At 66.0% G+C, this 14,360-nt stretch carries 11 protein-coding genes; 1 reads left to right on the forward strand and 10 read right to left on the reverse strand.

Annotated features, from left to right (window positions below; all coding sequences use genetic code 11):
- Positions 1 to 70: 70 nt before the first annotated feature.
- Entirely contained in the window at positions 71 to 1,663 is a 1,593-nt protein-coding gene (locus tag G568_RS0105785; RefSeq protein ID WP_026757139.1) for a GMC family oxidoreductase, read from the forward strand.
- A 91-nt stretch (positions 1,664 to 1,754) separates the two neighbouring features.
- Here G568_RS0105785 and G568_RS0105790 read toward each other — a convergent pair whose 3' ends face one another.
- The 10 genes from G568_RS0105790 to G568_RS0105835 form a co-directional block, all read right to left on the reverse strand.
- Positions 1,755 to 2,735 carry an NAD(P)H-quinone oxidoreductase gene (locus G568_RS0105790; RefSeq protein WP_026757140.1) on the reverse strand — a complete coding sequence of 327 codons (981 nt, stop codon included), beginning with the start codon at positions 2,733 to 2,735 and terminating at the stop codon, positions 1,755 to 1,757.
- Between the two features lie 324 nt (positions 2,736 to 3,059).
- Positions 3,060 to 4,487, reverse strand: coding sequence for a C69 family dipeptidase (locus G568_RS0105795; RefSeq protein ID WP_026757141.1), 1,428 nt, complete (start codon positions 4,485 to 4,487; stop codon positions 3,060 to 3,062).
- The gene (locus G568_RS18360) at positions 4,484 to 5,479 is read right to left on the reverse strand and encodes an oligopeptide/dipeptide ABC transporter ATP-binding protein (protein ID WP_026757142.1); all 996 of its coding nucleotides are present in this window, start codon (positions 5,477 to 5,479) and stop codon (positions 4,484 to 4,486) included. The genes G568_RS0105795 and G568_RS18360 overlap by 4 nt, the downstream gene beginning before the upstream one ends.
- The gene (locus tag G568_RS0105805; protein WP_026757143.1) at positions 5,476 to 6,447 is read right to left on the reverse strand and encodes an ABC transporter ATP-binding protein; all 972 of its coding nucleotides are present in this window, start codon (positions 6,445 to 6,447) and stop codon (positions 5,476 to 5,478) included. The genes G568_RS18360 and G568_RS0105805 overlap by 4 nt, the downstream gene beginning before the upstream one ends.
- Positions 6,444 to 7,292 carry an ABC transporter permease gene (locus G568_RS0105810; RefSeq protein WP_026757144.1) on the reverse strand — a complete coding sequence of 283 codons (849 nt, stop codon included), beginning with the start codon at positions 7,290 to 7,292 and terminating at the stop codon, positions 6,444 to 6,446. Before G568_RS0105810 ends, G568_RS0105805 begins: the two co-directional genes overlap by 4 nt.
- Positions 7,289 to 8,233 carry an ABC transporter permease gene (locus tag G568_RS0105815; protein WP_026757145.1) on the reverse strand — a complete coding sequence of 315 codons (945 nt, stop codon included), beginning with the start codon at positions 8,231 to 8,233 and terminating at the stop codon, positions 7,289 to 7,291. Before G568_RS0105815 ends, G568_RS0105810 begins: the two co-directional genes overlap by 4 nt.
- Positions 8,234 to 8,313: 80 nt before the next feature.
- Positions 8,314 to 9,888, reverse strand: coding sequence for an ABC transporter substrate-binding protein (locus tag G568_RS0105820; protein ID WP_026757146.1), 1,575 nt, complete (start codon positions 9,886 to 9,888; stop codon positions 8,314 to 8,316).
- 119 nt (positions 9,889 to 10,007) lie between these two features.
- Positions 10,008 to 10,832 (reverse strand): helix-turn-helix domain-containing protein, encoded by an 825-nt coding sequence (locus G568_RS18365; RefSeq protein WP_051202786.1) that lies wholly within the window; start codon positions 10,830 to 10,832, stop codon positions 10,008 to 10,010.
- A gap of 59 nt (positions 10,833 to 10,891) precedes the next feature.
- Positions 10,892 to 12,961 (reverse strand): CocE/NonD family hydrolase, encoded by a 2,070-nt coding sequence (locus G568_RS18370; protein WP_051202787.1) that lies wholly within the window; start codon positions 12,959 to 12,961, stop codon positions 10,892 to 10,894.
- A gap of 178 nt (positions 12,962 to 13,139) precedes the next feature.
- Positions 13,140 to 14,315 carry an amidohydrolase gene (locus G568_RS0105835; protein WP_037373743.1) on the reverse strand — a complete coding sequence of 392 codons (1,176 nt, stop codon included), beginning with the start codon at positions 14,313 to 14,315 and terminating at the stop codon, positions 13,140 to 13,142.
- Positions 14,316 to 14,360 lie beyond the last annotated feature (45 nt).

Here is a 14,360-nt window from a genome sequence, read left to right on the forward strand (position 1 = left end):
GGGGGTCGTCCGTGACCGAGTTGCCAACGCCTACGTCATAGCCCAATCTGCCGCAAACAGGAGGGGATGAATGGCGTGGGATTACATCATCGTCGGCGCAGGCAGTGCCGGTTGCGTTCTGGCCAAGCGGCTATCGGAGGCGGGGCACAAGGTGCTGCTGCTTGAGGCAGGCGGCAAGGATAGCTACCACTGGGTGCACATCCCGATGGGGTATCTCTATTGCATCGGCAACCCGCGCACGGATTGGTGCCTGCGCACCGCCGAGGAGCCGGGATTGAACGGGCGGTCGCTCCTATATCCGCGGGGCAAGGTGCTGGGCGGGTGCAGCTCGATCAACGGGATGCTGTACCTGCGCGGCCAGGCGGCGGATTATGACGGCTGGCGGCAGATGGGCAATACCGGCTGGGGCTGGGATGACGTGCTGCCGTATTTCAAGCGGTCCGAGGATTACGTGGACGGCGCCGACGAGATGCATGGCGCGGGCGGCGAATGGCGCGTGGAAAACCAGCGTCTGCACTGGGACGTTCTGGATGACTGGAAGGCCGCCGCCGCGGCGTGGGGCCTGCCGGAAGTCAGCGATTTCAACACCGGCGACAACGAGGGGGTCGGCTATTTTCGGGTGAACCAGCGGGGCGGGTGGCGGATGAACACCGCCAAGGCGTTTTTGCGCACCGCCGCGCGCGGCGCGGGCCTACGGGTCGAGACGCGCGCGCATACGCAGCGCCTGCTGATCGAGGAGGGGCGCGCCGTTGGGGTCGAGTACCGGCAGGGCGGCACCGTGAAAACGGCGCGCGCGGACGGCGAGGTGATCCTGTCGGCGGGGGCGATCGGCAGCCCGCAGATACTGCAACTGTCGGGGATCGGGCCGGCGGAGGTACTGCGGCGTGCGGGGATCGCGCCGGTGCATGGGCATGAGGCGATCGGCGGCAACTTGCAGGACCATCTGCAACTGCGCTGCTCTTGGCGTTTGGAGTGGGGCAAGACGCTCAATACGTTGGCAAATTCGGTGTGGGGCAAGGGGCGAATCGGGTTGGAATACCTGTTGCGGCGCGGCGGGCCGATGTCGATGGCGCCCAGCCAGCTTGGCGCGTTCTCGCGCTCGCGGCCGGAACTGGCGACGCCGGACCTGGAATACCACGTGCAGCCGCTGTCGCTGGAGGCGTTCGGCCAGCCGCTGCACGATTTCCCGGCGATCACCGCAAGCGTGTGCAACCTGCGCCCCGAAAGCCGCGGCGTGGTCGAGATCACCGCGCCCGACCCGCAGGAGGCGCCGCGCATCGCACCGAACTACTTGTCAACGCCCGCCGACCGCGCGGTGGCGGTGGCGGCGATCCGGCAGGTGCGCGAAATCATGGCGCAGCCGGCAATGGCGCGCTACGCCCCGCAAGAGATGAAGCCGGGCCCGCAAGCCGAAACCGATGCCGAGCTGGCCCACGCTGCGGGCGACATCGGCACGACCATCTTTCACCCGGTGGGCACGGTGCACATGGGGCCCGAGGACGCCGCGCCGCTTGACCCGCGCCTGCGGCTACGCGGGATCGGCGGGCTGCGGGTGGTGGATGCCAGCGTGATGCCTGTGATTACCAGCGGCAACACCAACGCGCCGACCATCATGATCGCCGAGAAGGCCGCCGACATGATCCTTGAGGACGCGCGCCGATAGGTGGCGCGCCGAGGCTGGCCGCTGCGCGGGACGCAAGGCCGGATGCCTTCGGCGAGGATATCGGGGGCCAGAAGAAACCCGTTGGGGGTGCTCAGATAGCCAGGACGATCTTGCCGATATGGTCGCTGCCTTCCATGCGGGCGTGGGCGCGGCCGACTTGGTCGAGGGGGAACTCGCTATCCATCACCGGGCCGACGCGGCCCGCGGACAGCAGCGGCCAGACATCGCGGCGCAGGGCCTCGGCGATGCGGGCCTTGGCGAGGTCCGATTGCGGGCGCAGGGTGGATCCGGTGATGGTCAGGCGCCGTGCCATCACCTGTGCGAAATTCAGCTCGACCTTGGGGCCCGACAGGAAGGCGATCTGCACCAGCCGGCCATCGTCGGCCAGCGCGCGTATGTTGCGGGGGATGTAATCGCCGCCGACCATGTCGAGGATCAGGTTCGCGCCGCCTTCGTCCTTGAGAACGGTGACGAAATCCTCACGGCGGTAGTTGATCGCGCGCTCTGCGCCCAGCTCGGTGCAGGTGGCGCATTTGTCGTCATTTCCGGCGGTGGCGAAGACCCGTGCGCCGAACTCGCGGGCAAGCTGGATCGCGGTGGTGCCGATGCCCGACGAGCCACCATGGACGAGAAACCGCTCGCCCGCGATCAATCCGCCGCGCATGAACACGTTAGACCATACGGTAAAGTATGTTTCCGGCAGGCAGGCGGCCTGTTTCAGGTCCATTCCGTTGGGCACAGGCAGGCAATGCGCGGCGGGGGTGACGACCTGTTCGGCGTAGCCGCCGCCGGGCAGAAGGGCACAAACCCGATCGCCGACCGAGAGGGTATCGACGCCGGGGCCGACCGCCGCGACCTCGCCCGCGCCCTCAAGCCCGGGCAGATCGCTGGCCGAGGGCGGCGGCGCGTAGGCCCCGGCGCGCTGCAAGGCGTCGGGGCGGTTGACCCCGGCATAAGCAAGGCGCAGACGCACCTGCCCGTGGCCGGGCGTGGGCACGGGCCTTTCGGTCAGCTGCAGCACATCGGGCCCGCCGGGCGTGGTGATTTCAATGGCGCGCATTGATTCGGTCATCGGATCGCCCCTTTGTCGCGTAGTCGGCCGCGCGCATCGGGTGCGGCGGGTCTTATCCATAGCGCCGAAGGGCGGGGCGCGTCCAGTGATCCCTGTCCTACTGTCCGGCAGCGGCAGTTGGTTATCTGGCCTGTCATGCCGGGAATGGGTGGAATCAAGGCCGCAGGCCGCCGCGCAGCGCCCGACCGCCCCCGTCGCACCAGAGGTGCGCGGCGTATCGTCGGCAATCCTCTGGCGTGGCGGGCGGGCACTGCGCGGCTTCTCAGCTGATCGCCCTATATCCGCTCAAGCCCGCCACCCCACACGTGCGTCAAATGCCGCACGCTACCAAGTCTGCGCAGGCGCCATCGGCGGCCCCGACAGATTGAACCGGCCCGCGACGCGCAAGCGCGCCTCGGCGCTGGCGACAAGGGCTTCGGCATCGGCGAGGGCCTGCATCAGGCGGGCGCGGCTGTGTTCGGTCAACAGGCGCGCGGCCAGATCCGGTGCACCCGCGTCAAGCAGGATCTCGGCGCTGCGCAGGACATCGGCGACCTCGGCGGTCAGGGCGGATTCGAGGCTGCGCCAATGATCCCACACCTCGGGCAGGAGCGGATCCTGCGCCTGAAAGGCAAGATGCATCAGCCGCTTGAAAATGTAGGCGGCGCTGCGCGTGACCTCGGCGCCTTGGCTGACATGCGAAACGGTATCAGGCCGGCGATCGGCGTGGCGGGTATCAAGGAACCGGGCGCTTTCGCCGGTGGTCAGGTAGCGATGCGGGCCGTATTCCAACGGAACATCCGTCTGCCCCAGGAACACCGGCATCAGCGGCGCAGTGACCGGCCCGACAGGGGCATGCCACATCATGCGTAGCGAGGAATGGCGCGGATGCGTTAGCGGCACGACCTGACCATACCCCGCCGTATCCCCAGTGAGTGTAGCCGTGGAAATGGACCAGAACACATCGGCCAGCGTGACCTTGGAGGGGCTGCTGGCGCGCTTGTGCATCTCGTCCTCGATCCAGGCAACACCGTCCCAACGGCCCTTGCCATCGCCATAGACGGCGTTGACATCGAACGGCCCTTGCGCGGGATCGTACCAGCCCAGATCGATCGCCGTTTCGATGAAGTGATCGGGAAACAGGAAGTCATCGGTCGGGGCATCGGGGATCACGCCGATATAGCCGGGGCGCGAGGCGCGGATGCTATCGGGGCCAAGGCGCTCGGCCACCCAGAGGCCTTTGCCGCCGGGGTATTCGATCACGACCCATGCCTCGTCCGGGTCGGCGATGATGTGCGAATTGCCGCCGTAGCAGGAATAGCCGTGCGCGGCGATCAGCTCGGCGATCAGGTCGACGCCTTCGCGCGCGGTGCGGGCGCGTTCCACCACCAGGCGGGCGAGGTCGGAATAGTTCGGGCCGGTCTGATCGGGGGGTGTCATCGCGATCAGCTCGGCGCGGCTATCGGACCAGATATCGCGCACCGCGACGCCGTGCTCATTCAGCCCGCCATTGGTGATCGGGGCAGGCACGCCGAGATAGTAGCTATAGCTGACGCGCAGGTGTCGCGCTGTTTGGGGGGCCTGCGGGATATGGCCCCGCTCGCCCGGAAGATCGGACCGGGGGGTGACGCCCACCTCGATCGTGGCGTCCGGGGCGTGGGTGGCGGCGGACACCAGTTCAAGCCAATGGCTGGACGGCTCATCGCCATAACCTGCAAGGTAGGGGTTGCCGTCGGCGGTGTGGTTTCGCCCGATATAGATGCCGTAGCTCATGCGGTATTCATCTCGTCTTTGTGGATGGGAAAATGGCAGGAGACCTGCCCGGCTCCGGGCGTGGGGCCCAGCAGTGGCGCGCGCTCTGCGCATTCGGGGCGGGCCACCGGGCAGCGGGGGTGGAACTCGCACCCCGATGGGCGCGCGTTGAGGGCGGGCGTTTCGCCCTTGAGCGTGATGCGCTCGTGCCGCGCGGTCGGGTCCGGTTCGGGGTTGGCGGCCATCAGGGCGCGGGTATACGGGTGCGCCGGGGTTGACAGGATCTGCTCGACCTCGCCCAACTCGACGATGCGGCCGAGATACATCACCGCCACCCTGTCGGCCACGTGGCGCAGGATGTTGAGGTTGTGCGTGATGATCACCGTGGTCAGGCCGTGCTGTGCCTTGATGCGGTTGAGAAGGTTCAGGATCTCGCCCTGGATCGACACGTCAAGGCCCGCCGTCGGCTCGTCCGCCAGCACCATCGCCGGGTCCAGCGCCAGGGCGCGCGCCACGCCAACGCGCCGCGCCTGCCCGCCCGATAGCTGGTGCGGGTAGCGGGCCAGGAAATCGGGGCCAAGTCCCGCCGTGGCCAGCAGATCCGCGGCCTTTGCGCCGGGATCGTCCAGCTTGATGCCGTGGATCGCGAAGGGCTCAAGCACCAGATCGCGCACGGTCTTGCGCGGGCTGAGCGATCCGCTGGGATCCTGGAACATCATTGCCACGCGGCGGCGCACGGCGTGCCAGTCGGGACGTTCGTGCAGTGGCATGCCGTCGAACCAGACCTCGCCGCCGGCCAGCGGGACAAGGCCGTTGATTGCGCGCGCCAGCGTCGTCTTGCCCGACCCGGATTCGCCGACGATGGCGACGGTTTCGCCCGGTTGCACATCAAGCGATATGCCCGCGACCGCCTGCACGTGGCGCTGTTCGGGCGGGGCCATCAGGCCCTTGAGGCCGCGCAGGCCGGGGAATTCAACAACGACGTCCTTGAGTGTCAGGATTGGCTGGGTCATTTGCGCACCTCGTCCGTGTGGTGGCACGCGGCCCAATGGGTATCATCCACGAAATACCGATCGGGTCGGTCAGCGCAGGCATCGGTCGCAAAATCGCAGCGGTCGCGGAAAATACAGCCCTTGGGCCGATCCGTCAGGTCCGGCAGGCTACCGGCGATCGCGGGCAGGGTTTCGGCGCGCTGCTTCAGGCGGCCGGGGTCGCATTCAATCAGCTTGCGGGTGTAGGGATGCGCGGGGTTCAGGAACACGTCGGCGACGGGCCCCTCCTCGACCGTTTCGCCGGCATACATGACGACGACCCGCTCGCACAGCTCGGCAATGACGCCAAGATGGTGCGAGATGAACAGGATGGTGCAGCCCAGCTCCCGCTGAAGCTCTTGCAACAGCTCGATTATCTGCACTTCGAGGGTGGCGTCGAGCGCGGTTGTCGGCTCATCCGCAATCAGCAGCTTGGGCTGCATCATCGCGGCCATGGCGATGGCAACTCGCTGACGCATGCCGCCGGACAACTCGTGCGGGTAGAAGGACAGCTTGCCATCGGGATCAGGCAGGCCGACACGGCCCAGCATCTCGGCTGAGCGGCGATCCTTCTCTGTGCGGCTTCCGCCATCGCGGTACTGGATATCGCGCATCTGGCGGCCGATGCTAAGCACCGGGTTGAGCGAGGTCATCGGGTCCTGGAACACGACCGACATGTCGCGCCCGCGCAGATCGCGCAGGCGGCGGGGCGGCGCGCCAACGATGTTGTCGCCCTCCAGCCGGATCGCGCCATGGCTGACGCGGCCGTTTTCCGGCAGCAGGTGCAGCAGCGCCGAGATCAACGTGGATTTGCCGCAGCCGGATTCGCCCACCACGCCGACGATCTGCCCGGCGGGGACGTTCATGCTGACGTCGCGTAGCGCCTCAAGCGGGCCCTTGTCGGTGTCGTAGCGGACCGAAAGGCGTTCAATGGTCAGGGTATCGGTCATCGGCCCCTCCGCAGTTTCGGGTCAAGCTGATCGCGCAGCGCCTCGCCCAGGAAGGTGAAGCCAAGCGTGACCAGGATCAGGGGCAAGCCCCCGGCGATAATGATCCAGGGCGTCGTGCGGATGTGATCGAACCCGTCCTTGAGCGTGGCGCCCCAGCTTGGCGTGCCCGGCGGCACACCGATGCCGAGAAAACTCATCCCCGCCTCGATGGTGATGACCACCGGCAGGTTCATCGCCGCAAGGATAAAAAACGGCCCCAGCACGTTGGGCAGCAAGTGATGAAACACGATCCGGCCAAAGCCCGCGCCCATTGCGCGTTCGGCCAGGATGAATTCGGCATGTTTGAGTGACAGCGTCTGCGTGCGGACCACCCGCCCGTATTCCGAGAATGAGGTGATAACCACCACGATGATGACGGTCGACAGGCCCCGCGGCAGCAGCGCGGCCAGCGCCAGTGCAAGAATGATGGTGGGATAGGCGCGCAGCGTGTCGAAGGAAAACAGCAGCACATTGTCCAGCCACCGCGGCCCGTAGCCCGCGATCATCCCCAGGGCCAACCCGATCAGCGCCGAAACGCTCACGGCGGTAAGCGCCACGTAAAGCGCGATGCGCCCACCTTGCAGCAGCCGCGAAAAGGTATCGCGGCCAAGGTTATCGGTGCCCAGCCAATAGTCGGCCGAGGGGCGCGCGAACCTGTCGGCCAGGTTCATCGCGGAATAGTCATAGGGCGCGACCAGATCGGCGAACACGGCCGCAAGGACCAGCGCGGCGATGATCAGCATCGCGATGGCGGCCTGCGGATCGGCCAGCAGCCGCCCGGCAAGCGTTCTGCGAAACGGTTTCATGAGAGCTTCCTGTGGCGAGGGTCGAGGGCGGCATTGATCAGGTCGGCAACCAGCGCGCAGGTGACGAAAAAGCCGATTGCAACCAGCATCGCCCCCATGACCAGCGGGTAATTCCGACCCGAGACGGAATCGTAGATCAGCGAGCCGATACCGGGCCGCGAAAACACGATCTCGGCGAACACGGCGCTGGACAGCATGCCGCCGATACCGACGCCCAGCACCTGCACCGCCGGCAGGATCGCCACGCGCAAGGCGTAGCTGTAGATAACCTTTCTGCGCGGCAGACCAAAGGCGCGCGCGGTGCGGATGTAGTTCTCGCCCAATGCCTCGAGCATGGAGGCGCGCACGATCCGCGCGACGTACCCCACCCAAGCCAGCCCGATGGCGAAGGACGGCAGCGCCAGGTGGTAAAGGCGGCTACCCAGATCGCCCGGCTCGCCCGCGCCGATGGTGGGGAACCATCCCAACGTGACGGCGAAGAACAGCAGCGCATAAAGGGCCACCACGAAGGACGGCGCGGCGATGAACCCCACGGACAACACGCCCGAAACCCGGTCAAGCCAGGTGTTGCGATTGTCGGCGGAAAATGCGCCCAGCAGGATGCCCAGGGTGGCGGACCATACGATCGCCCCCACCACAAGCGCAACGGTATGCGGCAAGGCGCCCATCACCGCGTCGGCAACAGGGCGATCGCGGTAATAATCGGTGCCCAGGTCCCCCGACAACACGCGGCCCCAGAACTGCGCCAGTTGCATCAGCACCGGGTCGTCCAGGCCCATCTGCGCGCGGAACTCGGCGCGGATCTCGGGCGTGGCGCGCGGCCCCAGCAGCACCGAGGTGGGATCGCCCGGCAGCGTGATCATGACCATGTAGAGCGCCGAAATCGCGACGAATACAATTGCCACGGCAAGCGCCGCGCGCTGTAGCGTATAGTGCAGCATGATATCGTCCCAGCAGGTAGGAATGCGGGGGGGCGTGACTGCGTCATGCGGCCCGCCCCCACGTTTGGAATATCCGATTGTCAGGCCTTGCGGAAGAACTGCACCAGCGGCAGCCCGTCGGGTCGGGTGGCCGGAACGATGTCGGTGTCATATAGGTTCGGCGTGGCACCGTGGGTGATGAACCGATAGGCACCCGATTCCTCCATCAGGTCCTGCATGCGGCGATACATGGCATCGCGCTTGTCCGTGTCGGTTTCCGACAGGGCCTCTTCGTGCAGCTTGTCGAATTCCGGGTTCGAGAACTGTTCCCAGTTCCAATCGCCGATCTGGTCGCTGACGAACCACGCGGTGGCATAGTAGGGGTCAGGCGTCATCGAGAAACGCTTGAGCGTCAGTTCCAGATCCTTCCAGCGATCACCATCGGATTCGACGCCCAGGCTCCAGAACGAGCCGGATTCGTGGACCGAGATATTCAGGTCGATCCCCGCCTGCGACATCATCGCCTGCATCACCTGCGCGGTGGTGGTGGCGGTGACGTTGTTGAGCACGTCGATGTTGATCTCCAGCCGGTCGATCCCGGCCTCGTCCAGCAGGGCGCGCGCCTTGGCGAAATCGGCCTGCGGGGGGATCAGTCCCTCTGGGCGGTGCCCGATCAGCCCCGGCGCGACGATGCCGGTTGCCGGGTCTGCGACGTCAAAGAACGCCGCCTGCAGGATCGCGGGCACGTCGATGGCGTGCTGAACCGCCTGCCGCACGCGGATGTCTTCGAACTTGGGGTGGTTCACGTTCAGGCCGATCCAGTAATAGGCCAGCGACGGGTGCAGCGACAGCGTCGTGCCCTCGGGGGGGGTGTCTTGCAGCCGCTGAACCGAGCCGGGGCCGACAGCGGTGAAATCGACATCGCCGGCTTCCTTGGCGATCTCGGCGGCGGATTCGTCGACGATTACGACAAGGTCCACGCGCTCGAAATCGGGGGTGGGGCCGGAAAAGTCAGGGTTGCGTTCAAGCACCCAACGCTCACCGAGGCGCTGCTCGACCACGCGGTAGGGGCCCGCGACGGTGGGCGGCACGGCGGAGTCAAGTTTACCGCCCGCCTCTTCGGTGGCGCGTTTACACACCACGGTGCCGGCCAGGTAGGGCAGTGCGATGGTCCAGATCGGGGCAAAGGGCTTGTCCAGGTGGATGATGCCGGAATGTGTGCCGGTCACCTCGACATGGCTGAACGGGCCGAGATCGGGCTTGATGCGCGAGTTGTTCTCTTCGACCATGTGGCGTTCCATCGAGTACTTGATGTCCTCGGCGGTGATCTCGCCATAGCCGTCCGACCACATCTGCCCCGGCTTCATGGTAAAGGCGATGGTAGTGGGGCTGGTCTGTTCGATGGTGTCGGCCAGATCGTTCTGATAGCCCCAGTCGTCGCCGGGGGTATACTGAATCAGCTTGCGGTAGATGCAGCCATAAAGCAGCTCTTCAAGGAACCCGGAGGCATTCAACGGATCGAAATTGTCAGGCTCCAGATAGGCGCGTACATTGAGCTGCGTACCCTCGGCCCATGCCTTCACCGGCAGCATCGTCAGGGCCGACAGGCCCGCGGTGCCGGCTAGAAGCTGACGGCGATTGATGCCCGCAAGCGGGCGTTGGCGTGAAGAAGTCATGTATTTTCCCCGTTTTCGTTTTTCTGTTGCATTCAGCCTGCTGCGCCCCCCGCCGCCACGCAATTGCGCGGATGGCAGTCACCTGTATGATGTTGACGCATAATGCGCGTCACATCGCGTCAGACGGGAAGCTCAAGAGCGGTCAGCATTTGCGGCTCGGACCCGCTAGAGGCCAGCATCCGCCCGATATGTCGTGGAATATGGGGCGAGCCGGATTCGAAAATGCCGGTCTGGTGCAAGGCGGGGCGGGCATCGATCCGATCGCCCAGGTATTCAAGGAACACGCGCGCGGCAAAGGGCGTGCGCGCACTGCGCCCCTGCACCCCCAGCGTCATGCCCGTCAGGAAGGTGATGTCATCCCCCGGCGCCGAGAACAGCACCGTTTGCGATAGCGAGCGGAGGTTGACCGGGTTGTGGTCGGTCACGAATATGCGCCCGTCCAACATCACCGCGACACCGACGTAGCGCACGAAATGGGACCGGCCCAGGGGGCTTTCCTCGGGCTGTATGCGCTCGGTAAGGCGGGTGTAGAACACTCCCTTGAACTCGTTGATTCTAAACAAGGAACGCCGGATCATTCCGGGTCTGGACGGGGTGAAGTAGTAGTAGAAATAGTAGCCGCAATAGGGCTTCATGCTATCGCTGGAGCTACTGATCATCGCATCTATGTGCGTCGCCGCCGGTCCCAGTGCGCGGATCAATTGCCGCGCGCGCGGGCGCAACGACACCATTTCGGAGAACTGGCCATGCGGCACGGCCAGCTCGTCCTCTTCGACACCGAAATGATCGCAGATCACGCGCAGATTGCGCGCCGAGGGGCGCGCGGTGCCGTTCAGATACTTGGTGAATTGCTGCCGATTGATCCCCATGGCGCGGCACGCCTCGGAAATCGAGGTGGTGTAGCTGCACAGGAGGCGCAGATTTTTTGCAAAATTTCCGTCCATCCCACAAGCATTAGCAGCAAGTGGAATGGACGCAAGGCAACGCGCAGGATTCGCGTCATTTATCCGGACCCGCAAGGATCAGTCAGCGTCACCCTCATGCCTAAATCATCGCGAGGGATGCTGAACGACCACGCCCTTTCGGCCACGACATCGGCGCCATCAAGGGCCTTGAGCCAGGCGCGCACGTGAAAATGCGTGGTATCGCAGGTCATCACCGTGTTGCTTTCGGTGCGGGTTTGCCAATCGCCGCGCCCAACCTCGTAGATCCAGTGCGCCTCGGTCCGGGCAGAGAGCGGATCGTCGGGGTGGACATCCCATGTCTCGGTCACGTGGCGCCCGATCTCGATGCCCGTGGCATGGTGCCGCTGCTTGCCACCATCGGTAATCAGCCGCAGGCGGCGAGTGCCGTTCGGTAGCACCTCTTCGATACGCTCGGATTGGTCGGGGCGTAGGGTATCCTGTCCGCCGACGCGCTGTTGTTCCGGCGCGGCAAAACTCGGCGCGGGCGTGTCCGCATCGACCGATTCGGGGCGCAGGGGCACCGACAGAAGGCTGTTTTCGCCGTCGATCGACACGCCAAGCGGCTGTGCCGAGGGCCATATCATGGGCCAATAGCTGGTCGAGAGCGACAAACGCAGGCGATGCCCCTTCGGCAAGTGATAGGCGATATCGTTCAGGGTCACGTCGACATCCACGGGTGCGCCCGGCTCCATCGGCGCGGGTGCGTCATGCCCGGCCCTGTGCGCCAGGTTCAGCACCCCCATCGTGATGAAGGCCGAGGTGCCATCGGGGCGCAGATCGCATAGCCGCGCAACGACAAAACCGCTGCGTTGGTCCGGGGTCAACCGAAGGCGCAGCCGCGCGGCGCCGACGATATCCACCCCCTCGCGCAGCGGCGCGCTATCGAGGGTCAGGGCGGCGGCGTCATCTGGCGTCTGATCCGCGGCCAACTCGTCAAGGCTCCGCATGCCGGGACAGAATCGCTGCGCCGTGTGGCCCAGGGTTTGCGGCGTCGCGACGATTAGGACATCGCCCCCCTGCCCCGCGCCATCGCGCAGGCCACCAGAGGCAAGCGACCAGTCGCGCGGCACTATGCGGGGGCTGGGCCAGGCGGGCTCGGCCGCCCACCGGCCGGGCTGTGCGGCGACTTCGCGCGAGGGTGCGATGCTGTCCTTGATGAAGAAGCGGTAGGCGGGCGCCTCGGGCGCGGCGGTGTCGCCCTTGAGGTAGCGGTCGAACCACGCCTTGCACTCAGACAGGAACCCGATCTGCGGGCTGGGCCACGCGGTGTTGGGATATTTGTGCGCCCAAGGCCCCACCAGCCCCGACGCCGGCGACGACAGCCCGGCCAACGTGCGCGGCACCGCGTTTGAATAGGCATCGGCCCATCCCCCCACAGCCATGATCGCCGCCTTGACGCTGTTGAAATCCTCGCAGACCGAGGCGCGGCGCCAATAGGCATCGCGATGCTGGTGGGTCAGCCACGGCTCGATCAGCAGCGGCTGCGCGTGCAGGCGCGTGCGCCACATCTCGCGCCAATCGGGGCCGACGATATCGGGGTCGGGCGGACGCGAGGAATAGGCCAGCATCTGCGACGACCACATCATGTTTTCCGTCAGCAGGCAGCCACCCATGTAGTGGATGTCGTCGGCATAGCGGTCATCGGTGAAGCAGATGGTGATCGCGGCCTTGAGCGCCTCCGGCGCGCGCGCGGCCAGTTGCAGGCCGTTGAACCCGCCCCAGGAAATGCCGATCATGCCGACCGCGCCGGTGCACCAGGGCTGCGCCGCGATCCATGCGATCACCGCTTCGCCGTCGGCCAGCTCGGCCTCGGAATACTCGTCTTCCATCAGCCCGTCGGAATCGCCGTTGCCGCGAATATCCACGCGCACGCCGGCATAGCCCTGCGCGGCCAGCCAGGGATAGGTGATCTCGTCGCGGGCAAGGGTGCCATCGCGGCGGCGATAGGGCAGGTATTCCAGCACCGCGGGCACCGGCGCGTCATGCGCGCCGCGCGGTAGCCAGATGCGCGCGGCCAGCCGCGTGCCGTCGGGCATGGGTATCCAGACCGGATCGAGGATATCGCACTCGGTTTCGTCGGGCGGCGTCAGGTTGTCATGTGCATTCATCGGGTATTGAGGCCTTCGCAATAGTGTCTCGGTTGGGCCATCGCACCCGAGATATCTGCGCAGGGCAATTGCGCAGCTTGCGATATGTGACGCGGCTTGACGCTAAAGAAAGGTCAGGACACACGCCGCTTTACCACGGCCGGGGCGGATATGCCCGTTCAACCGACCGATAGCGGCATTAGCCCAGTATCTCGTCCACGATCGCCGAAAAAATCCGCACGCCGGGCGCGATCAGGGTATCGGGAAAATCGTAGTCGGGGTTGTGGATGGTCGCCGTCCCCTCGCCCACGCCAAGCAGCATGAACGCCAGGTTCGCACCCGCGCCGAAGCGCCCGAAATCCTCGGACCCGCGCAGGGGGAGTGCGGCGTCATCGACATGCGTGCCTAGCTTGTCCAGTGCGCGGCGGGCGATGTCGGTGGCGGTGGCATCGTTGTTGCAGGTCACGAATACATCCTCGTACCCGATGCGCACGGCCAGGCCACCCGCATCGGCAGCGTCCCGAACCATTGCCTCGGCCTGCTGGCGCAGGGCCTCCATCCCGTCGTCCGTACGGGTGCGTAGCGTTACAAACAGTTCCGCCTCTCCCGGCGCGACGCCGAAGGCGGGCTCGCCCATTCGGGCATGGGTGACGGTAACCAGCGTGAAATCGTGATCCTTTGGTTGACCATGGCCTAGCGCGGTCAGCGCCGGCATAAGCCGCGCCAACGCGGGGGCGGGCGAAATGCCGGTTTCCGGCAACGAGGCATGCGCGGTGCGCCCCGTCAACGTCACGCGCATCCCCGCCGAAGCACATGTCACCGGCCCGGAATCGAGCGCCACATGGCCGAGCGGCATGCCCGGCATGTTGTGGATGGCAAAGGCATAATCCGGCGCGAGCTGCGCAAAGGCGGGATCGGCCACCACGCGCGCGGCGCCTGCACCGTCCTCTTCGGCCGGTTGAAACATCAAGACTACGCGCCCCCGCGCGGGCCGCTGGCGCGACAGCACGCGCGCCATACCGGCAAGCCAGCTCATGTGCCCGTCATGGCCGCACAGGTGTCCGTGCCCGTCCTTTTCCGAGCGGTAGGGCAGATCGCCGACCTCGTGAATGGGCAGACCGTCCAACTCGCAGCGCAGCAACACCGCCGGCCCCGGCTGGCCGCTATCGAACACGGCGGCAACGCCATGCCCGCCCAGCCCGGTCAGTAGCGTATCAGGGGCGAAGGCGCGCAGCATCCGCTGCACCGTGTCGGCGGTTTCAATCTCCTGCCCCGACAGTTCCGGGCGGCGGTGCAGATCGCGCCGCCATGTCGTCAGTTCCTCGAGATCGGTTTGCGTCAGGCCCGTGTTATGGCCCGTTTTGGCACCCGGCATCTGTTTGTCCCCCGCGCGATGAAACGCCCATGCCGTAGCACGATT

The organism is Sediminimonas qiaohouensis DSM 21189, from assembly GCF_000423645.1.
Lineage (GTDB): Bacteria > Pseudomonadota > Alphaproteobacteria > Rhodobacterales > Rhodobacteraceae > Sediminimonas > Sediminimonas qiaohouensis.